General features: G+C 55.6%; 18 protein-coding genes and 2 tRNA genes. 6 read left to right on the plus strand and 14 right to left on the minus strand.

The window, feature by feature from the left end; translation table 11 throughout:
* The first annotated feature begins 99 nt into the window (after positions 1-99).
* Positions 100-954, plus strand: coding sequence for a carboxylating nicotinate-nucleotide diphosphorylase (nadC, locus tag ACW44H_RS15565; RefSeq protein WP_457505449.1), 855 nt, complete (start codon positions 100-102; stop codon positions 952-954).
* Positions 955-977: 23 nt separating this feature from the next.
* Here the strand turns inward: nadC and ACW44H_RS15570 are convergent, their stop codons facing one another.
* Positions 978-1,508 (minus strand): GNAT family N-acetyltransferase, encoded by a 531-nt coding sequence (locus ACW44H_RS15570; RefSeq protein WP_457505450.1) that lies wholly within the window; start codon positions 1,506-1,508, stop codon positions 978-980.
* A 140-nt stretch (positions 1,509-1,648) separates the two neighbouring features.
* Here ACW44H_RS15570 and tsaA point away from each other — a divergent pair, with 140 nt between their 5' ends.
* A complete protein-coding gene (tsaA, locus tag ACW44H_RS15575) occupies positions 1,649-2,386 on the plus strand; it encodes a tRNA (N6-threonylcarbamoyladenosine(37)-N6)-methyltransferase TrmO (RefSeq protein ID WP_457505451.1) in 738 nt (245 codons plus the stop codon).
* 15 nt (positions 2,387-2,401) lie between these two features.
* On the opposite strand, the gene purC is transcribed toward tsaA, so the two are convergent.
* From purC to dapA, 3 genes are all read right to left on the minus strand, one after another.
* Entirely contained in the window at positions 2,402-3,118 is a 717-nt protein-coding gene (gene purC / locus ACW44H_RS15580; protein ID WP_457505453.1) for a phosphoribosylaminoimidazolesuccinocarboxamide synthase, read from the minus strand.
* Positions 3,119-3,151: 33 nt separating this feature from the next.
* The gene (gene bamC, locus ACW44H_RS15585) at positions 3,152-4,135 is read right to left on the minus strand and encodes an outer membrane protein assembly factor BamC (protein ID WP_457505454.1); all 984 of its coding nucleotides are present in this window, start codon (positions 4,133-4,135) and stop codon (positions 3,152-3,154) included.
* Positions 4,136-4,212: 77 nt separating this feature from the next.
* On the minus strand, positions 4,213-5,097 hold the full coding sequence (dapA, locus tag ACW44H_RS15590; RefSeq protein WP_113269234.1) for a 4-hydroxy-tetrahydrodipicolinate synthase: 885 nt from the start codon (positions 5,095-5,097) through the stop codon (positions 4,213-4,215).
* Between the two features lie 254 nt (positions 5,098-5,351).
* On the opposite strand from dapA, the gene ACW44H_RS15595 reads away from it, so the two are divergent.
* Entirely contained in the window at positions 5,352-5,828 is a 477-nt protein-coding gene (locus tag ACW44H_RS15595) for a peroxiredoxin (RefSeq protein ID WP_457505456.1), read from the plus strand.
* Positions 5,829-5,897: 69 nt separating this feature from the next.
* Here ACW44H_RS15595 and ACW44H_RS15600 read toward each other — a convergent pair whose 3' ends face one another.
* Together ACW44H_RS15600 and ACW44H_RS15605 are read right to left on the minus strand one after the other, a co-directional pair.
* Complete coding sequence (locus tag ACW44H_RS15600) at positions 5,898-7,004, minus strand: AI-2E family transporter (RefSeq protein ID WP_457505457.1); 1,107 nt, start codon at positions 7,002-7,004, stop codon at positions 5,898-5,900.
* The gene (locus ACW44H_RS15605; protein ID WP_113269012.1) at positions 7,001-7,264 is read right to left on the minus strand and encodes a sulfurtransferase TusA family protein; all 264 of its coding nucleotides are present in this window, start codon (positions 7,262-7,264) and stop codon (positions 7,001-7,003) included. Before ACW44H_RS15605 ends, ACW44H_RS15600 begins: the two co-directional genes overlap by 4 nt.
* 178 nt (positions 7,265-7,442) lie before the next feature.
* Here ACW44H_RS15605 and ACW44H_RS15610 point away from each other — a divergent pair, with 178 nt between their 5' ends.
* Positions 7,443-8,906, plus strand: a complete 1,464-nt coding sequence (locus tag ACW44H_RS15610) for a M48 family metalloprotease (protein WP_457505459.1) — start codon at positions 7,443-7,445, stop codon at positions 8,904-8,906.
* Positions 8,907-9,128: 222 nt separating this feature from the next.
* Here the strand turns inward: ACW44H_RS15610 and nadA are convergent, their stop codons facing one another.
* The 8 genes from nadA to purL all read right to left on the minus strand — a co-directional run bounded on the left by nadA (position 9,129) and on the right by purL (position 19,376).
* The gene (gene nadA, locus ACW44H_RS15615; protein ID WP_457505460.1) at positions 9,129-10,157 is read right to left on the minus strand and encodes a quinolinate synthase NadA; all 1,029 of its coding nucleotides are present in this window, start codon (positions 10,155-10,157) and stop codon (positions 9,129-9,131) included.
* A 272-nt stretch (positions 10,158-10,429) separates the two neighbouring features.
* Positions 10,430-10,505: transfer RNA gene (locus ACW44H_RS15620), tRNA-Lys, on the minus strand.
* A gap of 143 nt (positions 10,506-10,648) precedes the next feature.
* A tRNA-Lys gene (locus ACW44H_RS15625) sits at positions 10,649-10,724 on the minus strand.
* Between the two features lie 103 nt (positions 10,725-10,827).
* A complete protein-coding gene (rluB, locus tag ACW44H_RS15630; RefSeq protein WP_113269233.1) occupies positions 10,828-11,703 on the minus strand; it encodes a 23S rRNA pseudouridine(2605) synthase RluB in 876 nt (291 codons plus the stop codon).
* A complete protein-coding gene (scpB, locus tag ACW44H_RS15635) occupies positions 11,690-12,532 on the minus strand; it encodes an SMC-Scp complex subunit ScpB (RefSeq protein WP_457505461.1) in 843 nt (280 codons plus the stop codon). Before scpB ends, rluB begins: the two co-directional genes overlap by 14 nt.
* Positions 12,529-13,479 (minus strand): segregation and condensation protein A, encoded by a 951-nt coding sequence (locus ACW44H_RS15640; protein WP_457505462.1) that lies wholly within the window; start codon positions 13,477-13,479, stop codon positions 12,529-12,531. Before ACW44H_RS15640 ends, scpB begins: the two co-directional genes overlap by 4 nt.
* 101 nt (positions 13,480-13,580) lie before the next feature.
* Entirely contained in the window at positions 13,581-15,341 is a 1,761-nt protein-coding gene (locus ACW44H_RS15645; RefSeq protein WP_457509059.1) for a DEAD/DEAH box helicase, read from the minus strand.
* Between the two features lie 72 nt (positions 15,342-15,413).
* A complete protein-coding gene (purL, locus tag ACW44H_RS15650; protein ID WP_457505463.1) occupies positions 15,414-19,376 on the minus strand; it encodes a phosphoribosylformylglycinamidine synthase in 3,963 nt (1,320 codons plus the stop codon).
* Between the two features lie 184 nt (positions 19,377-19,560).
* Between purL and mltF the strand changes: the two genes are divergently transcribed.
* A complete protein-coding gene (mltF, locus tag ACW44H_RS15655; protein WP_113269005.1) occupies positions 19,561-21,027 on the plus strand; it encodes a membrane-bound lytic murein transglycosylase MltF in 1,467 nt (488 codons plus the stop codon).
* Positions 21,028-21,314: 287 nt separating this feature from the next.
* Complete coding sequence (locus ACW44H_RS15660) at positions 21,315-22,220, plus strand: polyprenyl synthetase family protein (RefSeq protein WP_457505464.1); 906 nt, start codon at positions 21,315-21,317, stop codon at positions 22,218-22,220.
* The last annotated feature ends 8 nt before the right edge of the window (positions 22,221-22,228 follow it).

A 22,228-nucleotide genomic window follows, 5' to 3' on the forward strand; every position in this document is an offset into this window, starting at 1 on the left:
CATTGCTCTCTTTCATTGCTCTCTTTCATTGCTCTCATTCGCTGCTTTTTTTCACTATACTGCCGAGCACCCTCGCAGACGTTCAGAGAATCCACTGCCATGCATTATCAATCCGCTCTTGCTGAAGAAATCCGCGCCAGCGCTGCTCGCCTATTGGCCGAAGACGTCGGTGCGGGTGATATTACCGCGCAATTGATCCCTGAACACCAGTGGGCCACCGCCAACGTTATTACCCGTGAAGCCGCTGTACTGTGCGGTGCGGCCTGGGTGGATGAAATATTTCGCCGCTTGGATAACCGAGTAAGCCTGACCTGGCTGGCCGCCGACGGCGATAAGCTTAAGGCTGGTCAGTGTTTTTTAACCCTGGAAGGCCCAGCCCGCACCCTACTGACCGGAGAACGCGCAGCCCTAAATGTGTTGCAAACACTCTCGGCTACAGCCACGGCGACACGCGCCTATGTTGATTTAATTGATGGTACCGGTGTACGTCTACTGGATACTCGTAAAACGTTACCCGGCATGCGCCTGGCACAGAAATACGCGGTCACCTGTGGTGGCGGGCACAATCACCGCATTGGGCTATGGGACGCTTTTTTGATCAAAGAAAACCACATTGCAGCCTGCGGTGGCATTCAAGCGGCAGTGGCGCAAGCGCGCAAGCTGGCCAGCGACCTGCCCGTTGAAGTCGAGGTGGAAACTTTTGAAGAGTTAGATCAAGCGCTGGCAGCCGGTGCTGATATTGTCATGCTCGACAATTTTGCCATTGAAGATCTCCAGGTGGCTGTCGAAATTAACGGCGGCCGAGCCACCCTAGAAGCCTCAGGCAACGTTGATGCTGCCACCCTGCGCTCAATCGCCGACACGGGCGTTGACTGTATCTCCAGTGGCGCCCTGACCAAAGACATCGCCTCCATCGACCTCTCAATGCGCATTACACGCAGCTATAGTGTATGAGTTCCGCAGTGTTTAAGTTCCGCTTACGTTTCCACTGCGTTAAGTGCCTTGGAAAGCCGATAACGCTTGAGCGACTCCCCGCTGCGCTCAACCCACTGCTCGCCGTGGTTCTCCCAGCCACGGCGCAGTAAGCGCTCATGGAGCATCGAACTGGCTTCAATCTCCACCCGGCTCTTGCCCTGCTCGAGCAGCAAGCGCTCGGCGTGTACCAGCAGCGTCGTGCCGATTCCACGACCGGCCAGCGAAGGCCACACATAGAGCGTTTCAATCCTTCCGGCGTCTAAATCCAATTCAAGAAACCCCACGCAGCGGCCATCGCAGGTAGCAATTAACGTGGTATACAGCGCTTGGCGCACCGCCCAGGCACTCCCTTCCCGGGGAAGCGCCTGGGCCCAGGCACGCCTCTCAGCCAGTGAGTAGTGAGTGGCTGCTCCTTGCATGACGGCGTGGTAAAATACTTCCGCCTGATCGGCGGCATCCCGAGCCAGCGCAGCACGATACACTACCCGCGTACTGGTTGGCGTTGGCGCTAGTTGCTCTTCGCTATTATTCATGCGTCACCCCTGAGCTGTTCAGCTATCATTTGATCACGCTTAAGCCATTGGCCTGCTTTATACTATTTTGGCCTTATATTTTTGGCCTTATATAACGGGGATCAACCCTACACGGATTCACCTTAGCAAAAGGCAGTGTGATGGACGATGCCCCTAACAGCGAGCATTTTACGCTGACCCCCATTGGCCATGTGGTCAGCGACTATCCGGATAAGTTCGGCATTCCGCGCCAGCCTGGGTTAGCGCCGGCTGCCAATGCCAAGCTTGTGTTCATCGCCCCTTATAACGATCCTCTAGCGGTACGCGGTTTAGAAGAATTTAGCCACCTATGGTTGAGCTTCATTTTTCATCAAAGCCCTGATCGCTGGTCACCGCTCGTCAGGCCGCCCCGCCTGGGTGGTAATACAAAGGTAGGCGTTTTTGCCAGTCGCAGCACACATCGGCCTAATCGACTGGGGCTATCGCTGGTGAAGCTGATCGGCATCGACACCCAACAAGGCGTCGCCCTTCAGCTACAGGGTTGCGACTTAGTCAGCGGCACGCCGGTGGTTGATATCAAGCCCTATTTGCCCTGGGCTGAATCTCAACCTAATGCACAGGCCGGCTTTGCCCCGCAGACTCCGCCGCGGGTGGCAGTCACTTTTCACCCAGCTGCTCTGGATACACTTACACAGCGCCAAGATGGCGCTACCCTGCATGCGTTAATCGAGCAGGTCGTAAGCCAAGACCCCAGGCCTGCCTATAAGCAGAAAGATAAAGCCTCTGATCGGCTCTACGGTGTTCGGCTACGCGATGTAGACGTAAAGTTTTGCCCACGCCAAACAGGCGAAGCCACCACCTTAGAGGTGATGGCTATCGAACCTTACACTAAGCAATGAAATAACGAAGTCGACTTAAGCGGGAAAGGTAATACCCAAACGGCGCCCGACTTCCTCGTATGCCTCAATCACACCGCCTAACCCCTGACGAAAGCGATCTTTATCCAGCTTTTCACGGGTATTGGCATCCCATAGACGGCAACCATCCGGGGAGAACTCATCCCCCAGCACGACTTCGCCTTTAAAGACACCAAATTCGAGTTTGTAATCCACCAACAGCATATCGCTCTCAGCAAACAATGCTTTGAGGATATGGTTAACCTTGAAGGTTAATACCTTCATTTTGGCTAACTGCTCAGGTGTTGCCCAGCCGAAGGTCTCCGCCAACGACTCGTTAATCATCGGATCGCCCTTCTCGTCATTCTTCAAGAACAACTCGAAGGTAGGTGGCGTGAGTGCCATACCCTCTTCTACGCCGAGCCGTTTTACCAGGCCACCGGCAGCGATGTTACGCACCACGCATTCCACCGGAATCATCTGCATCTTTTTGACCAGGCTCTCGGTGTTAGAGAGCTGCTTTTCAAAATGGGTAGGTATGCCCGCTTCCTGTAACCGCTCCATAATGAAGGCGTTAAAGATGTTATTGACCATTCCCTTACGGGCTAGCGACTCTTTCTTTTTGCCATCAAAAGCGCTGGTGTCATCACGAAAATTCAGCACCAACAAATCCGGATCGTCGGTGGTATACACAGATTTCGCCTTACCGGCGTAGAGTTCTTGGCGCTTTTCCATGGGGGCTCCGTAACGGGGTCAAAGTTCAATAAATTAACGTAAATAGCCGGAGATACGCTCAAGCAGCTCACGCTGATCAGCGGCACTAAATGCCCGCTCGCTAGCGTTAATAGCTCGCAGAATCGTCTGGTCGCCGTTAGGCTGCAGGACAAGACGGATTTCTTGGGACATCTTGCGCACGTCCGCGCTGAAGACAATTTGCAGTGGGTTACGGTTGCGTTCGGTTTCGGTCATATATTCGACCAGAAACTCGTGCTCGCTGGGGTCAGCGGCAAGCAAGTCACGTGTACCTTCTTGCGCAAAATCCAGCTCAAGATAGTGATTCAGCTCGGCCCAAACGCGGTCAACCGGCTGCGGGATAACCACTTCCCACTCGTCGCCTTGCTCACGAATTTGCAGCGATTGCTCATCGGTAAGGCGCTGAGCCGTCCAAGACGACGACACGCTGGCGGATGCGCCACGTGCACTCAGGTGGCTTTCCAACGCTTCCAAGCAGTTGGTCATGGTTTGGCCGCCGCTTTCACAGCGGACTTCGCTGCTGCCTGCGCGCAGTGCGCTTTGCAGGCGTATTTCCGCTTGGGGGGTGACGATAACGCCTTGAGAAGCGCTACTCTCCAGCACATTCAACTGACGGCTACGCACAAACTCTTCCAATTGGGGCCATACCGTACCGGTATCGGCGGCCACCACTAACCATGTTTGATCGCCGACTTCGCGTCGCTCAACGTACTCAGGCTCCAGACCACTCCCCATCGCCAGGGATTGCGGCGGGCGAATCTCTGCCGCTTCGTCAAGCCGTTCCCCTTGGGTGGCGGCTTGAGGAACCGGCAGCGCATCACGGTAACGCTGGGTGTTGCGGGTCTCCGGCAGCACCAGAGGCGGCGCTGGGGCGGCCTCGGTATAGTCCAGGTTCCGGTCGTGGTAAAAACCATCCCGCGCGCAGCCTGCGAGGGTGACGGCCGTTACGAGTGCCAGCGGTATCCATTTAAGCGCACGTTTTTCAAGCACAGAGCTCATCAAGCCACCTTAAGTCAACAAATCAGGTACCCAGCTCAGCGATAAGCAAGCTGGGTAGCAAAGGGTATTGCGCCGGGTTACTCCTCTACGACGCCTGCCAGCTGTAGCGCTTCGCTAACGGTGGCGTGGTATTTTTCCGACAGCCAGGTCAGCGGTAAACGAATACCTGCGTCCGCGTAGCCCATGCGATGCAAAGCCCACTTTACGGGGATAGGATTAGACTCTATACCCAGATTGGTATGGAGCGGCATCAAACGCGTATTAATCTGGTGCGCCTTGTCAGCATCACCGGCCACGGCTGCCGCGCATAGATCATGCATCGCCTGGGGAGCAACGTTTGCCGTCACAGAGATATCGCCATGGCCCCCCATCAACATAAAATCACAGGCAGTGGCATCGTCACCGGAGTAGAGCATAAAACCACTGCCCTTGAGGCGAGTGATTAGATCTTCTGCACGTTCCAGGTTCCCTGTCGCGTCTTTTAAACCAATAATATTATTAACTTCGGCCAACCGTAAGACGGTCTCATTGTAGAGATCTGAGCAGGTGCGGCCCGGCACGTTATATAGGATTACTGGCAGCTTACTGCCCTCGGCGACGGCCTTAAAGTGTTGATAAAGGCCCTCTTGGGTAGGCTTGTTGTAGTACGGGCAAACTGACAGGCAATAATCAGCCCCGACTTCACCGGCATAGCGCGCTAATTCCACTGCCTCTGACGTGGCGTTGGCCCCTGTACCAGCAATAACGGGGATACGGCCATTTACCTCCTCTACCACGCTGCGAATTACATCAAAGTGTTCCGCAAACGACATAGTGGTTGGTTCGCCTGTCGTGCCCGCCGCAACGATGCCATCAGTGCCATTTTCAAGATGGAAGTTCACCAGACGACGTAGCGCCTCCCAGTCGATGTCGCCATTGACCTTCATAGGCGTCGCCAGGGCGACGATGCTGCCTGTGATCATCCGTTTATTCCTCACCAGCCAAATTGCGATATTAACTATCGATGTGTTTTGTTTGTCGAAACCAAGCGCGATATCTTGCATCAAGCGCCTTCATCGCACAGAGGCCAAATGGTACTCAGGCGATTCATGCCTGTACAGCGCAAAGCGGTGTGAGTTTACCGACAGTTTGATTTGCGCTTTGACAACGGCGTCTGGGTTACGTGTAATCGCGCACAAGGACCAATCTTACCATTCTCTATCAAAAAGGACGCATTATGCCTGTTGAAATCGGCCAGCCCGTCGCTGATTTTTCCGCCACCGTCACCGGGGGTGCCACTGTGACGCTGTCGGAACTGCGCGGCAAACAAGTCGTGGTTTACTTTTACCCGAAAGCCAGTACGCCCGGCTGCACCACCGAGGGCGGTGATTTCCGTGACCGCAAACCCGCTTTCGATGCCGCCAATACGGTTATTCTCGGCGTTTCACGCGATGGCCTGCGTGCTCAGGAGAACTTTAAGGCCAAGCAAGATTTCAATTTTGATCTCATCTCTGACAAAGACGAAAGTATTTGCACGCTCTTTGATGTTATCAAGCTCAAAAAAATGTATGGCAAAGAGCACCTCGGCGTCGAACGCAGCACCTTCTTGATCGATAAGGAGGGCAAGCTAGCCAATGAGTGGCGCGGTGTTAAGGTGCCTGGCCACGTTGACGAGGTTCTCGCCGCTGCGGAAACGCTTAACGCCTCCCGTTAACGCTCCTCGCAGCTTCTTATACTAACGCCACTGCCCGCACTGATCGCTGGCGCGATCAGTCGGTAAGTCTTATTCGTACTCCCGCGCCGGGGTTTGCACCCCTCTCTGCTCATCTCGCTTATGCATACCACGCGGCCAGGCGTAGATTAGCGCCTTCAGCAGCGTTGCCAATGGGATGGCAAAGAAAATACCCCAGAAGCCCCAAATACCGCCAAAAAACAGCACCGCCACAATAATCGAAACGGGATGAATGTTGTTGGTTTCAGAGAATAAAACCGGGGCTAATACGTTGCCATCCAGCGCCTGAATGACACCATATGCTACTAGTACATACACAAACTCTTCGCTAATACCGAAGTGAAAACCAGCGACCGCGGCTACTGGCAGCGTGGCTACCGCCGCGCCGATATACGGTACCAGCACTGAGAATCCCACTAGCACGGCAAGCAGCGCCGTATACGGCAAACCAAAGAACGCGAAGGTAAAGAACGTCACCGTACCCACAATGATGATTTCAATGAACTTGCCGCGAATGTAGTTGGCAATTTGATCATCCATCTCTCGCCAAATACGTGATAACAGCGTGCGCTTTTGGGGCAACAGCGAAAGCAAAAAGCCCACCAATACGTCACGGTCCTTGAGCATAAAGAAGACTAAAATTGGCACCAACACCAGATAGATAATTAGCGACATAATGTTGCCCAGCGATGCCAGCGAGAGGGTTAAGGCGCGCTGTCCTAACTGGCTGATTTCGCGGCTCGCCACCCCTATCCAGTTCTGCATCTGATCCGGCGTTATAATGTTCGGATAACGCGCCTGTAGCTCGTCCAACCATCCCTGACCACTGGCGAACATTCGCGGCGTTTCCTGCACTAGTCCCACTAGCTGATTCCAAATCAGCGGCATTAAAATAAACGCCAGGGTTAGCAACACACTGATGAATGCCAAAAAAACCATGATCACCGCCAGCAGATGCGGCAAACCTCTCCGGGTAAGCGCGCTCACCACGCCCTGGAGTAGAAATGCGATTACCAGCGCGGTAAAAAACGGCGCCAGCATACGCCCGAACCAGATTATCGCCGCAAAGCCCGCCACCAACACTACCAGCAAAATCAGCGCTTCTTCGTCCGAAAAGTAGCGTTCAACCCAGCTTTTTAAAATCGTGCGCAGCGTCATGAGTTCGCATCCCCTGCTTTGCGAATCCAGTACACATACACATCATCGCGCTGTTCGCGGCCTTCTAGCGTGTGTGCGCTTTGGTCAGTAAATGACGCCATGTCGCGCCACGAGCCAGCATCCGTGGAACGCACCTCCAGTAACTGACCTGCCGCCAACCCCGCCAATGCCTGCTTAGCTTTAAGCAAGGGCAACGGGCAATGCAGCCCACAAGCGTCAAGCACCGTGTCAGGTTGAAAGCCCCCGGTTTGCTCAGACATATACCCCTCCCTCAAAATAACCTGCATAGTCACGGCATTGTTACATAAACTGTCTTTTTAGCGATTGATTTTACTAGGTAGTCGATTTAACGGCACTTCCCTGTGTTTATCAATGTCACAGTTTTATCATTGTCATGCGTTGACCACTGCGCCTACACCATCACTGATTGAGGATGACATGCCGACTCTGCATTTTGCTTATCCAAGCTGGATATGTGCGCTTGCTTGTGCCTGTGGTAGCTTATTTTTCAGTCCACAAAGCGCCGCCATCGACAATGACGGCCTGCCAAGCTTAGGGGCGGCATCTACGTCCGTCAGTAATGAAGAGTACCGTTTGGGAAGAGCCTGGTTGCGCCAGTTTCGTGCCCAAGCCCCCCAGTGGCAAGACCCTATCGTGAATGACTACTTGCAAAGTCTTATTGCTCGGCTAGCCCCTCACAGCCAGATTAACGGCCTGCGCATTACCACTGTCATGGTCGATAATGGCTCTCTTAACGCCTTTGCCGTGCCTGGCGGTGTGGTGGGCATCAATTCGGGGTTATTTGCATTCGCCGAGGACGAGGGCGCCTTTGTTTCGGTGCTGGCCCATGAGCTGGGCCACCTTTCTCAACGACACTATGCCCGGGGCAGCGCCCGTGCGGCTCAGACCCAACTGCCCGCGATGGCGGCAATGCTCGCCGGCATGCTGATTGCCGCAAGTGGCGGAGGGGACGCTGGCATTGCAGCCGCAATGGGATCCCAGGCGGCCTTGATTCAGGACCAGCTCAGCTATTCGCGGCTGTTCGAACAAGAAGCCGACAATATAGGCCTTCAGGCAATGGCGGACGCAGGCTATGACCCCGACGCAATGGTGCGCATGTTCGCAGCGATGCAACGCATGACCCGCCTGCAGGGCGATACGCCGCCGGAGTTCCTGCTCACCCACCCGGTCACCGACAACCGTTTAAGTGCCGCTCAGGATCGCGCTGCCCAATTGAATGTCGCTGATGCTTACACCAGCAATACTCTCTACGACATGATGCGTGCCCGCGCGCTGCTGAGTATTTATAGCAATACGCCTCAGCAGGCAGCCTCGCGCCTAGCCCAGGAAGGTGCCGAACAAGCCGCTCAGGACTACTTAGCGGCACTGATCGCAGCTCGCAATAGCCAGATCGACAGCGCTCTGGCGCAACTGGATAGGCTTGCTTCCGAGCACCCTGACTTTGCTATGCTGCCCGCCTCTGCGGCAAGCGTCGCACTCGAAGCCGGTCAATACGATGCAGCCATTCAGCGCAGCCAGCGATTGCTTCGCTTGATGCCCCAGTACCTCCCTGCACAATTAATATTGGCCGAAGCACAGCTACAGCGCGATCCGCAAGCTGCTTATCAGTTGTTAAACGATATTACCTCTCAACACCCGGACAATCCGCAGGGCTTTAACCTGTTAGCAGAGGCAGCCGGACGTAGTGGACATGATAGCTGGGGCCATTTAGCGCGTGCCGAGCATCTTCAATTGACCGGCCGCGTAGACCGCGGCATCCGTCAGCTTTCTATTGCCAGGGATGCCGCCGAGCGAGAAAATGACCAACAGGCGCTGGCGCGCATAGAACGGCGCCGAGAAGACTTTATGGATTATCGCGAGGCGCTGGAAGATTTTAATTAAATGAAAGACGTAAGCCGCTGAACAAGGATTGAGAGCAGTCAAACGACGCGGCAATCTCAACCCGCACTGGCAGCAGCCTCGCGATTGCGTCGCTTGCTCGCAATGACTCCCATATGTCATTGCGAGGAGCGCAGCGACGCGGCAATCTCAATCAGCAGTGGTAGAAGCAGCCCCGAGATTGCGTCGCTTCGCTCGCAATGACACTCGGTTAATCTTTTCTCGCTAAATGGTGAAGTTAAGCATCCGCTCAAGGGGTTTTAAGGCCTTTAGACGCAACGGCTCATCCACTTGAATTTCACCGCTGCCTTCACGTAACGCACCCGCCAGATTATCCAGCGCGTTCATGGCCATCCAGGGGCAGTGGGCACAGCTGCGGCAGGTGGCGCCGTTACCCGCCGTTGGCGCTTCAAATAGGGTTTTATGGGGTACCGCCTGCTGCATTTTGAAGAAAATGCCTCGGTCAGTCGCCACAATCAGCTTATCGTTGGGCAGCTCTTTAGCCGCCTTGATCAACTGTGAAGTAGAGCCAGCCACATCGGCAAGCCTGACGACCGGCTCGGGCGACTCGGGGTGAACCAACACAGCCGCATCAGGATAGATGCGCTTAAGATCTTCAACGCCTTTGGCCTTGAACTCTTCATGGACGATACAAGCGCCATCCCACATCAACATATCTGCGCCTGTTTTCTTTTGGATATAGCCGCCTAAATGCTTGTCGGGCGCCCACAGGATTTTTTCACCGTTAGCCTGTAGATGCTCAATCACGTCAACCGCAATTGAGGATGTCACCACCCAATCCGCCCGTGCCTTAACCGCTGCGGAGGTATTGGCGTAAACCACTACGGTGCGATCAGGATGCGCATCGCAGAAAGCGCTGAACTCATCGGCAGGACAACCAATGTCCAGCGAGCAGGTCGCTTCCAGGGTGGGCATCAGTACGCGCTTTTCAGGCGACAATATCTTGGCGGTTTCTCCCATGAAGCGAACCCCGGCGACCACTAGCGTGGTGGCGTCGTGGCGGGCACCAAAGCGCGCCATCTCCAGCGAATCGGCGACACAGCCACCTGTTTCTTCCGCTAGCTGTTGGATCGCGTCATCGGTGTAATAGTGCGCTACTAGAACGGCATTATGGGCTTTCAACAGCCGTTTGATCTCGCCAACTCGTGCTTGGTCTTGCGCAGGAATGCGGGTCGGGCAATACGCAACGGGCAGCGGAGCACTAAGCTCTGCTTGAGTAGTCATAATAGTCATCGTGTCTACCACTGTGACGAACAGGGAATCCCCCTGTTAAACACTGGGTCACGGCATAGGTGCTTATTGCTTTACCCCTATATCGCTCGCGTGCGCGATAGGCGGCTGCGTCTCTCGCGGCGGCCTATCGTCAGGAAATCTATTCTAGACCATTGTGGTGGGAAATAGCTGCCTACTGCAAACAGATTGTTACACTAGCGTTGTTACCCTGAGGCGCTATTCACCGGCATAGCAAAACGCCCCTGGCAGCAAGCTGACAGGGGCGTTGAATTTGGTGGGTCGTGCAGGATTCGAACCTGCGACCAATTGATTAAAAGTCAACTGCTCTACCAACTGAGCTAACGACCCAAATTTGCCTTGCTCTTCACATCCTTGCTATTCACATCACTGTTTCGATGTTTCAGATGTTCAGTACCCGTTTCAATCTAACGGCTGCTTGAAGACGTTACTTCAACAGCTATCAAAAACCATGATCAAAACAGCGATTGATATGGTGGGTCGTGCAGGATTCGAACCTGCGACCAATTGATTAAAAGTCAACTGCTCTACCAACTGAGCTAACGACCCGCCTGAACGGATGCATATCCTACGCTTACACCCCTTTGATAGCAAGTGTTTTTTAGCGTCGAATAATAAAAACGAACCTTAACCGTGCATAGCATGAGCGTGCTTAACGGGCTCTGCTTTTCGGTTTACGCATTGCTTGAACCGGCTTGCGCTTGTGCTTATCACGACTCCAGCGGTTCTTTTCATCCGGCGTTAACGCGGGCACCTTGCGTGTTTCTAAGTTAGCCAGCGTGGCTAAGTCATCCACCTCATCCTGGGTAAGCTCGACCCATTCGCCTGCTTTAGCGCGCTTATCGAGAAAGATGTTGCCATAGCGTACACGTTTCAGGCGACTGACCGTGAGCCCTTGGGACTCCCAAAGACGACGCACTTCGCGGTTGCGGCCTTCCAGTATCACCACATGGAACCAAGTGTTGATGCCCTCGCCCCCGAACTCCTGAACGTCGGTAAAACGCGCAGGGCCATCTTCCAGCATGACGCCATCCACCATCGCCAGGATGTGCTCACGCGTCACTTCTCCCATGACACGTACTGCATACTCACGTTCCACCTGGGTGGAGGGGTGCATCAAGCGGTTAGCTAACTCGCCATCGGTTGTGAACAGCAGTAAACCGCTGGTATTGATATCCAGGCGGCCAATCGCAATCCAGCGCTCACCTTTAAGACGCGGCAAGCGTTCAAATACCGTGCGTCGACCTTCTGGGTCTTTGCGCGTGCACAGCTCACCTTCCGGCTTGTTGTACATAATCACCCGGCGCGGCACTTCTTCTTCCGGACGCAGCGACACTGGTCGGTCGTCAAAACTGACCTTATCCCGCGCTTCAACACGATCGCCTAGCTTGGCTACTTGGCTATTCACCTTAACGCGGCCATCGGAAATCGCCGTTTCCATTTCACGCCGTGAGCCAAGACCTGCACGAGCCAGGACTTTTTGCAGCTTTTCGCTGGTAGGGGGTGTGGTGTTATTACTCTGATTCATGGTCGTCTGACCTCACATCGGTAGTCTGCGTGCGTTCGCGCTCATCTTCATTAGCGCGTTGTGCACGTGCCGCGAGCCGTGCCTGCAAATCGGCAAAACTCAGCGGCTGGGTTAACGCCGTCTCGGCGTGCGTATCGGCTATTTCAGCCGACGTAAGCTCTTCTTTCTGGGGTGGCGCATCCTGCACCGTTTTGATCGTTTCGTCTAGTGCTTCATTCTCAGCATCTGGGCCACTTCCTGCATCGATTCCCGCATCATCCGTCATCATCCCCGGCTCTTCGGGTAGTTGGTTCTCGTCCCAGCTTACCAGCGTGTGCATGGGTGGCAGTGCATCAAGTGTTTTTAGCCCAAAATCGTCTAAAAAGCTGCGTGTGGTGGCGTATACCGCAGGGCGCCCCGGCACATCACGGTGGCCAACGACCCGAATCCAACCGCGCTCCATCAGCGTACGCATAATAGAGCTACTCACGCTGACCCCGCGCACCTCCTCAATATCCCCACGGGTGACCGGCTGGCGGTAAGCAATCAAGGCCAGGGTTTCCAACAAGGCCCGGGAGTAGCGCTGGGGCCGCTCATCCCATAGCCGCGACACCCACTGAGAGAGGCGGGGACGAATGCGCAACTGATAGCCTGAGACCGTCTCCAAAAGCTCCAGAGCGCCCCCCGAATGGCGTAGCTGTAAACGTTCAAGGACATCGCGAAACTCTTTGCGTGTAGGGCATTCACCCTCAACAAAAAGCGTTTCTAGACGCTCCAGGGGTAACGGCTCGCCAGCGGCCAGAAGCGCCGCCTCAATAATGTCATCTAACGCGGTGGCGACGTTACTCATGGCGTCTCCTCACCAGGTTCAAAGGCAGATTCGCCATAGGCATCGTCTTCTATCTGGTTATCCTCAAAAGCGCCCTCCTCATCGTCAGCAAGGGCGGCACGCCTCGCCCGTACGTGAATCGGCGAAAGCGGTGCATTCTGCACAATTTCAATCATGGCTTCTTTGGCCAATTCTAAAATCGCCATAAAGGTCACTACGACACCTGCCCGCCCCTCCTCAAGGGTGAATAGCGATTCAAACGAGGTATAGCGGTGATGAGCATCATCGTGACTGAGTTGCTCCATGATTTTCAGCATGCGCTCGCGGGTAGATAGCACTTCACGGCTAATCTGGTGGGCCTGAACCAGCTCGGCGCGCTTAAGGATATCGGACAACGCGCTGAGCAACTCATCCAACTCTACCTCAGGGTGAATTACTCGGGACTCCAGCGGAGGTAACCCTGCCTGCACGCTAAACCAATCGCGTCCCATACGTGGTAGCGTATCCAGCGTCTCAGCTGCTTCTTTAAGGCGCTCATACTCCTGGAGGCGGCGGATAAGCTCAGCGCGGGGATCCTCCTCCTCATCGCCCTCTACCTTCGGGGGACGCGGCAGCAACGTACGGGATTTAATTTCCGCCAACATGGCGGCCATCAACAGGTACTCACCGGCCAACTCAATTTCCATGGCCTTCATCAGTTCCACATACTCAATGTACTGATGAGTGATGGTCGCCACGTTGATGGTCAGAATATCGAGATTCTGGCGGCGGATCAGGTAGAGCAGCAAATCCAACGGGCCTTCAAAGGTCTCTAAAAAAACCCGCATCGCCTCGGGAGGAATGTATAAATCCTCCGGCATTTGCGTAATCGGCTCATTAAACAGGCGCCCAAGCGAAACCGCCACTGGCTCAGCGGTCACAGCTTCAGCGCTTTCAAGATCAGCAGTATCGCTTGACGTCTCGCTCACGCGGGTCGGCTCTCTTGGTAAAAGTGAATCAACACAATCGCACAGTTTAGCAAAGTCGGTTGCATTCGCGTTGCTCTATTAGAGGGTAAACGTCAAACGGACTAACCCGCATCGCTGGCTTTTCGGTAGCGGCCAACATAGTCAAACAGCTTGTCGCGGATTTGGTAATGGCGGCCTACTTTGCGCCCTACCACAAAGTCAGGGTGGCGCAGGCGGTGCTGTTCAGCGACGACCTCATCAGCGCTAAGTGGCGTCCATTTGCCTCCCGGTGCACGCAGATGGTAACGCAGAAAGGCAGCATAGAAAGCGCGCCGCTGGGCCGACGTTTCCAGCGCGAACCATTCGGAGAGATGCTCGCCATCTTCGTCGTGATAAGTGACCTTTAAACGCGGCAGGCCTCGCCCATTGGTGGTCGCTTCCAGCTGCATACCGCTGACCCGCAATACCTTGGCGTCTTTCAGCTTAAGGGCATCCTTGAGCTTATCATCCGCATCCACCAACAGCCTGTCGCAGCCGTGGCAGCAGCGGGCAGCAATGTCATTCTCGGCGCCACACTCATCACAAACCTTAAAGCGGAAACGGAAGTCACATTGGCGTTTCTTTCCTTCATCATCTTCAACTAACCCCTGACAGCGACGGCCGAAGTGCTCGATGACTAGCTCGCCATCGCGCTTGCCCCAGTAGAGGTTGGCATGACCACAGGCGGGGCACTCCACCTGCACCGGCTCGCTGTCGCTATCGGGCTTCGGCTCGCCCACTTCCGGCGCGAAGATATCCCATGGGTTACCAGCATAATCCAGAATCAAGCAGTCCTCTTTACCCGGCGAAAGACGCAGCCCACGCCCAATCATTTGCTGATAGAGGCTAATCGACTCCGTAGGGCGCAAAATAGCGATCAGATCCACATGCGGCGCATCGAAACCGGTGGTCAGTACCGCCACGTTCACCAGGTACTTAATCGCCCGCGCCTTGAAGGCATCAATCAACGCCTTGCGTTCTTGAGAGGGTGTCGCGCCGGTAATCAAGGCGGCCTCAGCCGGCGGTAAATAGCCCATAATTTCTTCTGCATGGGCCACGGTAGCGGCAAAAATCATCACGCCCTGCCGATCCACCGCGCGTGCGATGATTTGCTCGATAATGCCCGGCGTCGCCCGGCTTCCAGCCACTACTCGGTTAAGCGCTTCCTCCTGGAACAGGCCGCTTGAAGCGGGTTTGAGCGCGGAGAAGTCGTAGCCCTCTATGGCCATATCCAGGCGTTTTGGGGCCGCCAGATAGCCCTGCTTCACCATTAGACGCAGCGGCTGCTCAAACACACAGTCGCGAAAGAAACTCTCTTCGCTGCCCCTCACCATGCCGTGATGGTGGCGATAGTAGATAAACCCTTGCCCCAATCGGTAAGGCGTCGCGGTAAGCCCGAGTATTTTAAGCTGAGGGTTGTGGCGGCGCAGGTGCTCGATCACCTGACCGTAGCTGGCGTCTTCATTGAGCGATACGCGGTGACTCTCATCGATCACCAGCAGGGTAAAGTTTGCGTCATTAAATTGCTCTAAGTTGCGCACCACCGACTGCACCGAGCCAAACACCACTTGCCGGGTTGCCTCTTTGCGCTTTAACCCGGCGCTAAATATATCTGCCTCGAGGCCATACGCCTGATACTTGGCATGGTTCTGCTCCACTAGCTCTCGCACATGGGCCAGCACTAATACCCGCCCCCGAGCGAGACGCGCCAGTTCAGCGATGACCAGGGATTTACCGCTCCCGGTCGGCAGCACTACCAACGCCGGCTCACTGGACGCGCGAAAGTGCCCTACCACCCGCTTTACCGCCTCCTGCTGGTAGGGGCGTAACTGGGGCGTCTGCATGGGGGATGCGAAAGGCGGCCCGGAGGCCGCCTTGTCGTGTTGCGTCATTGTTCACCTATAAGGGTGTCTTCGTTAACCCAACCAAACCCGAGCGTTGCGGAACAGACGTAACCAGGCGCCATCTTCGGTCCACTCTGCCGGTCGCCAGGAATTGGTGACCGCCCGAGTGACGCGTTCAGGATGCGGCATCATAATGGTCACCCGGCCATCGGGCGTGGTCAGGCCGGTAATGCCCGAGGGCGAACCGTTAGGGTTGGCCGGGTAGCGGGTGGTCGCTTGGCCGTAGTTATCGATGTAGCGCAGCGCGATTTGGCTACTCGACTGCATGCTGCGTAAGTGAGCGCTGTCACGGAATTCTGCGCGTCCTTCGCCATGGGCCACGGCGATGGGAAGCTGCGAGCCTTCCATACCGGCTAGCAGAATCGAAGGGCTCTTCTCAACCCGCACCATGGAAACCCGCGCCTCGAACTGCTCGGACTCATTGCGCACGAAAGTCGGCCAGTTTTCGGCACCGGGGATTAGCGACTTCAACTGCGACAGCATCTGGCAGCCGTTGCAGACGCCCAATGAGAAGCTATCATCACGGGCAAAAAACGCCGCAAACTGCTCCTGGGCACGCTCGTTAAACAGCACCGATTTAGCCCAACCACCACCTGCACCCAATACATCGCCATAGGAGAAGCCGCCACAAGCGACAAGCCCTTTGAACGCATCCAGAGAAACGCGCCCTTCGAGGATGTCACTCATGTGTACATCCACTGCTTCAAAACCGGCTTTATCGAAGGCCCAGGCCATTTCTACCTGGCCATTGACGCCCTGCTCGCGCAGCACCGCCATGGCAGGTTTGGCGGTATTAACAAATGGCGCACTGATATCGTCATTAATATCGAAGGTTGGGGTTGCGGAAAGCCCTGGATCACGGCTATCGAGCAGATTGTCGTATTCGTTCTTGGCGCATTCAGGATTATCCCGCAATGCCTGCATACGGTAGCTGGTTTCCGCCCAGGTACGCTGGGTAAGCTGACGCGTGGTTTCCAGTAGCGGCTCTTCGAACAGCGTCACGCGCACCTGGTCATCGTAGCGGGGGCGGGCGATCACACCACAGGTTTCGATACCGGCCACGGCAAACTGCGCCAGCACTTCTTCAGTGTGTTGACGATTGACCTGAATTACCGCCCCCAACTCTTCGGAGAACAGCGCATTCAATGCCTCGACCGGTTCGTCGATCATCCAGTCGAGCTTGATCTCAAGCCCGGCATGGGCGGCAAAGGCCATTTCCAGCAGGGTGACCAGCAGGCCGCCATCGCTGCGATCGTGATACGCCAACAGCTTCCCGTCGCGATTGAGGCCCTGAATCACCTCAAAAAACGCCTTGATATCTTCGGGGTCATCCACATCGGGGCAGTCATTGCCCACTTGGCCGTATACCTGGGCCAAGGCGGAGCCACCCAAGCGATTTTGCCCGCCACCCAGATCAATCAAAATCAGATCCGATTCGTCTTGATCCAGATTGATCTGCGGCGTTAGCGTCGCCAACGCATTGGTCACGGGTGCAAAGCCAGTCACCACTAGCGAGAGCGGCGAGGTGACGCTTTTGTCTTCGTGCTCACCCTGCTCGTTTTCATCTTTCCAGGCGGTACGCATCGACATTGAATCCTTGCCGACTGGGATTGCAATACCCAGCGCCGGGCACATTTCCATGCCCACTGCGTAAACCGCATCATAAAGCGCCTGGTTTTCACCTGGGTGATCAGCAGCACTCATCCAGTTAGCAGAGAGTTTGATATCGCTGAGCTTGGCAATTGGCGCTGCGGCTAGATTGGTAATCGCTTCGGCGACCGCCAAACGGGCGCTGGCTGCAGGGTTGATCAACGCCACCGGGGGACGCTCCCCCATGGCCATGGCTTCACCAGTGTGCGTGTCGTAGCTTGCCGTGGTGACCGCCACATCGGCCACCGGCACCTGCCAGGGACCGACCATTTGGTCACGTGCCACCAAGCCGGTAATCGAACGGTCACCAATGGTGATCAGGAAGTTTTTAGAGGCTACCGTCGGCAGGCGTAGCACGCGATCCAGCGCTTCGCGCAGATCGAGATTATCGAGCATTACCCCCGAAAGCTCTGGGTCGTGACGCTCAAATTCGCGCTGCATTTTGGGCGCTTTACCGAACAGCACGCTCATCGGCAAATCGACGGGCTTGCTATCAAAGTGACCATCGCGCACTTCAAGGTGATGCGCTTCCAACGCCTCGCCAACGACCGCATAGGGGCAGCGTTCGCGCTTACATAGCGCGTCAAAGGTTTCCAGATCTTCGGGCGCTACGGCCAGGACATAGCGCTCCTGGGCTTCGTTACACCAGATTTCCAACGGGCTCATGCCCGGCTCGGCGTTGGGCACCGCGCGCAAATCAAATCGGCCGCCGCGGTTGCCGTCCTTGACCAGCTCGGGAAGTGCGTTAGAAAGCCCACCGGCACCTACATCGTGAATAAAGCGGATCGGGTTGTGGTCGCCCAGCGCCCAACAGCGGTCAATCACTTCCTGGGCGCGACGCTCAATCTCCGGGTTTTCACGCTGTACCGAGGCGAAATCCAGGTCGGCGCTAGAGGTACCAGACGCCATGCTGGAGGCGGCACCGCCGCCAAGGCCAATCAACATCGCCGGGCCGCCCATCACAATCAGCTTGCCGCCAACAGGGATATCACCCTTCTGGACGTGGTGCGCACGAATGTTTCCATAACCGCCCGCGAGCATGATGGGCTTATGGAAACCGCGCCGCTCGATACCGCCCTCGTTCAATGACTCCTGTTCGTAAGTACGGAAGTAGCCGGTTAGATTGGGGCGACCAAACTCATTGTTAAACGCCGCGCCGCCAATCGGGCCTTCGAGCATAATGTTGAGCGCCGACTCCATCCGCCCTGGCTTGCCGTAATCGAAGGCTTCCCAAGGCTGCACGAACTCAGGAATGCGCAGATTGGAGACGGTAAAACCTGACAGGCCGGCTTTGGGCTTGCCGCCGATACCTGTGGCGCCCTCATCACGGATTTCACCACCCGAGCCCGTTGCGGCACCGGGAAACGGGGCAATCGCGGTGGGGTGATTGTGTGTTTCTACTTTCATCAGGATATGAATGGGTTCCTGATGGGTGCCGTAAAGCGCCCGCTCTTCTTCAGCCCCGGTTAGCGGCTTAGCAAAAAAGCGCCCTGCCTGACTGCCCTTAATGACGGCAGCATTATCGCTGTAAGCGGAGAGCACATTATCCGGCGATGACGCAAAGGTGTTCTTGATCATCTTAAACAGTGAGTGGCTTTGCGGCTCACCATCGATGACCCAGTCGGCGTTGAAAATTTTGTGGCGACAGTGCTCAGAGTTGGCTTGGGCGAACATCATCAGTTCAACGTCGCTGGGGTTACGCCCCAACTCATTGAAAGCATCGACAAGATAGTCGATTTCATCTTCTGCCAGCGCCAGCCCTAGCGCCTGATTGGCCGTAGCCAGTGCATCCCTACCGCCCTCTAGAATATCCACACTGCCTAGCGGTGCCGGCTCGTGGTGGGCAAACAGCTTAGCAGCGTCTGAAGCATCGGACAGCACGGTTTCAGTCATGCGGTCGTGCAGCAATGCCGCCAGTGCGTTCAAGCTCTCTTCGTCCGGCATAGCGGTGAAGCTGACCCGGTAATCGATACCGCGCTCGATGCGGTTAATTTGGTGCAACCCGCAATTGTGGGCGATATCGGTCGCTTTTGACGACCAGGGTGACTGAGTACCTAAACGTGGTACCACTAAAAAACGCTGGGCTCGCTCAGGCACTTCTACGCTCGATTGAGTGCCATCGCCCGTCCCATAGTCAAGTAACTGCACCAAACGTTCACGGACAGCGTCCTCCAGTTCCTCATGGCGGTCATGGGAATTAAGATCGATAAAATGAACATAGTGGGCAGACAGCGCTTCCACCTCGGGAGCACGTTCACGCAGCACCGTTAACAGCCGAGCATGACGGAAGGCAGAAAGGGCGGGCGCGCCTCGCAGTTCGAGCATATCCTGAAGCCTCTAGAGCAGGGAAATTCGTGCAGGGAAATTACCGGGCCGCTAGGCGGCCGTGCTTTTATGGTACCGAAAAACCCCTATGATACTGGAAACCAGCCACCACACGAAATCAACAAGGTGACAGCGTGACCCTGGCTGGGTATCGTGGCAGATTGTTTCATGCCGACAAGACGCCATGCTGACGTTGATTTGCCGACATTTCTTAGCCCGAGCCAGCGCTTATTATGCGTTAACCGCTATTACGTTACTGGTGATGGTACCTACGCTTTGTCTCGTCCCCCCAGGCGAGCATCTCACGCATATCAGCGCAAAAGATTTTATTACCGTTCATACCCGCAATACCCCCACGACCTATTACGAAGGCCGCCATGGCCCCACCGGCTTTGAATACGAGCTGATGCACCGTTTCGCCGACTACTTGGGTGTGAGTCTTAATCTTGACGCCACTCACCACCCAGAAAGCGTATTGCCCGCAGTGCGCGAAAATGGCGACCTGGGTGCTGCTGCGCTGCCATTATTGCCAAGCACGCCTGGTGTTCACTACACCCGCCCGATTATCCAGATGCAGCCGCTGGTCGTGTATCGTCGCGGACTTCACGGCATCCAGGCACCTAGCGACCTTGTCGGTCTGGAGCTTGGCACGCTTAGCAAGGCTGGTACCAGCGAAGCGCTGCGCGACCTACAACGCCGCCACCCCACGCTGAGCTGGAAAGAGTCTCATGAACTTGAAGTTGCTGAACTGTTGGCGCGGGTTGAAGACGGCACCCTGGACGCCGCGGTGATCTTTGAACATCAGTTTCGTTTAAACCGGCTATTTTTCCCCAATGTTGAACGTGGCTTTACGCTGGGCGACCCGCTCTCCATGGTGTGGGCGTTACCCAGCGGGCGCGGGCTGGGTTTACTCGAAGCCGCCAACCGTTTTCTACAAGATTTACAGGAAAGCGGCATGCTGGATCGACTCTTCAGCCGCTACTTTGGTCATGACGACTATTTAGAGTATGTGGGTACGCGCACTTTTCTTGGTCACCTGGATGCGCGCCTGCCCCGTTACACGGAGTTATTCCAGCAATCCGCCCAAGAAACCGGTTTTGACTGGAAGCTACTGGCTGCCGTGGGCTATCAGGAATCTCACTGGGACCCGGATGCTGTCTCGCCGACAGGCGTGCGAGGCTTAATGATGCTGACCAACCCCACCGCCAGCGACATGGGAATTGCCGACCGCACCGACCCGGCACAGAGCATTGATGGCGGCGCCCGTTACCTGCGCAGCGTTAAAGACCGCTTACCAGAAAGCATTACCGGTGATGACCGTCTGTTTATGGCCATGGCCGCCTATAATGTCGGCCTCGGCCACTTATACGATGCCCGCAAGATTGCCGAGAAACGCGGCGGCAACCCCGACAGCTGGGCGGATGTGCGCGCCGCGCTGCCCCTGTTACAAGAACGTGAATGGCACAGCCAAACACGTCACGGCTACGCCCGTGGCGGCGAGCCGGTGATATACGTGCGTAATATCCGCCGTTACTATGAAATGCTTGAGTATGTAGAACTTAGCCGCCAGCAGTTTTTTCAATTAGAACAAACGCCGACAAACGATGATCCGCTACTGCCGTTTGAGCTTGTGCCGCCATTAAACCAATAATTTATCGCTCGCCGCGTTAGGTTTGAGCGTTCCTGCTCTCTTTTTTCTTATACAGAAAGTAATCAACGACACCGAGTAATTAAAGAAATTTTACGGTCTATGGATTACGCTTTTCTAAGCGTTGGGTAAATACACTAACGACAGCAAACGCTCGTTACGTTAACAACTATGTCAGACGCCGATCTTATAAAGCGGCATGAAGGACCATGATGGCCGCACGCACTACCGCCATACGCTTTTAGTGTCTGACACCACTTCGCCATAATGGGAAACCAGGGACCGCTTTGATGAACGCCAGCGTCGACACATTTTCAAGTCATGAAGCCAAGTTACAGGCCTTACGCGATGTGCTTCAGGTCCGTCTTGGGCAGTTGCTGCCCGAAGAACATGAGCACGATCTGGTGGCGGCGGCAATGCGCGAAGGAACGCTAGTGCCGGGGAAACGAATTCGCCCGTTGTTACTGCTGTTGACAGCGCAGGACCTGGGCTGCCCGCCCGACCGGCCCGGACTTCTAGACTTGGCCTGCGCGGTTGAGATGATACACGCGGCGTCACTAATGCTAGATGATATCCCGTGCATGGACGGTGCCCTGCTGCGTCGCGGCAGGCCCACGATTCACCGCCAGTTTGGCGAAAATGTGGCAATTCTCGCCGCCGTGGCGTTACTTAGCCGCGCGTATGGTGTCGTAACCGAGGCAGAAGCCCTTTCTGACAGCTGCAAGACCCAGGCAGTCACAGCGCTCTCCCGCGCCGCCGGGTTAGAGGGGCTGGTACAAGGCCAGTTTCGTGATTTGAGTGAAGGCTGCCATCCGCGTAGTGCGGACGCTATCGTATCGACCAATACGCTAAAAACCGCCACGCTGTTTGAGGCTACGCTGCAAATGGCCGCGCTCGCGGCAAACGCCTCACCCGGTACGCGTCAGATGCTGAAAAGCTTTGCCCAGCACCTGGGGCAAGCTTTTCAACTATTGGATGATCTTTCCGACAGCTCCGGCGACACCGGTAAGGACGTCAATCAGGACAGTGGCAAATCAACGTTGGTCGCCATACTGGGCCCAGCAGCGGTTCGCCAACGTTTGCAAGAACACCTGCGCCGCGCCGATGCGCATCTGACTGAGGCCTGCGGATCAACGGCGGTTACCCGCGGGTTTATAAACGACTGGTTTGATAAGCAGCTGGCTATGTTCGGCTGATTGCTCAT

Source organism: Vreelandella sulfidaeris Esulfide1, from assembly GCF_054072535.1.

What these genes read in the sequence shown, in the direction of transcription:
- scpB (WP_457505461.1), bottom strand. Translation starts at nt 12,532, where the DNA reads ATGAGTAACGTCGCCACCGCGTTAGATGACATTATTGAGGCGGCGCTT.
- purC (WP_457505453.1), bottom strand. Translation starts at nt 3,118, where the DNA reads ATGGAAAAGCGCCAAGAACTCTACGCCGGTAAGGCGAAATCTGTGTAT.
- nadC (WP_457505449.1), top strand. Translation starts at nt 100, where the DNA reads ATGCATTATCAATCCGCTCTTGCTGAAGAAATCCGCGCCAGCGCTGCT.
- ACW44H_RS15660 (WP_457505464.1), top strand. Translation starts at nt 21,315, where the DNA reads ATGAACGCCAGCGTCGACACATTTTCAAGTCATGAAGCCAAGTTACAG.
- ACW44H_RS15610 (WP_457505459.1), top strand. Translation starts at nt 7,443, where the DNA reads ATGCCGACTCTGCATTTTGCTTATCCAAGCTGGATATGTGCGCTTGCT.
- mltF (WP_113269005.1), top strand. Translation starts at nt 19,561, where the DNA reads ATGCTGACGTTGATTTGCCGACATTTCTTAGCCCGAGCCAGCGCTTAT.
- bamC (WP_457505454.1), bottom strand. Translation starts at nt 4,135, where the DNA reads ATGAGCTCTGTGCTTGAAAAACGTGCGCTTAAATGGATACCGCTGGCA.
- ACW44H_RS15595 (WP_457505456.1), top strand. Translation starts at nt 5,352, where the DNA reads ATGCCTGTTGAAATCGGCCAGCCCGTCGCTGATTTTTCCGCCACCGTC.
- ACW44H_RS15570 (WP_457505450.1), bottom strand. Translation starts at nt 1,508, where the DNA reads ATGAATAATAGCGAAGAGCAACTAGCGCCAACGCCAACCAGTACGCGG.
- ACW44H_RS15605 (WP_113269012.1), bottom strand. Translation starts at nt 7,264, where the DNA reads ATGTCTGAGCAAACCGGGGGCTTTCAACCTGACACGGTGCTTGACGCT.
- tsaA (WP_457505451.1), top strand. Translation starts at nt 1,649, where the DNA reads ATGGACGATGCCCCTAACAGCGAGCATTTTACGCTGACCCCCATTGGC.
- ACW44H_RS15645 (WP_457509059.1), bottom strand. Translation starts at nt 15,341, where the DNA reads ATGCAGACGCCCCAGTTACGCCCCTACCAGCAGGAGGCGGTAAAGCGG.
- ACW44H_RS15600 (WP_457505457.1), bottom strand. Translation starts at nt 7,004, where the DNA reads ATGACGCTGCGCACGATTTTAAAAAGCTGGGTTGAACGCTACTTTTCG.
- purL (WP_457505463.1), bottom strand. Translation starts at nt 19,376, where the DNA reads ATGCTCGAACTGCGAGGCGCGCCCGCCCTTTCTGCCTTCCGTCATGCT.
- dapA (WP_113269234.1), bottom strand. Translation starts at nt 5,097, where the DNA reads ATGATCACAGGCAGCATCGTCGCCCTGGCGACGCCTATGAAGGTCAAT.
- rluB (WP_113269233.1), bottom strand. Translation starts at nt 11,703, where the DNA reads ATGAATCAGAGTAATAACACCACACCCCCTACCAGCGAAAAGCTGCAA.
- nadA (WP_457505460.1), bottom strand. Translation starts at nt 10,157, where the DNA reads ATGACTATTATGACTACTCAAGCAGAGCTTAGTGCTCCGCTGCCCGTT.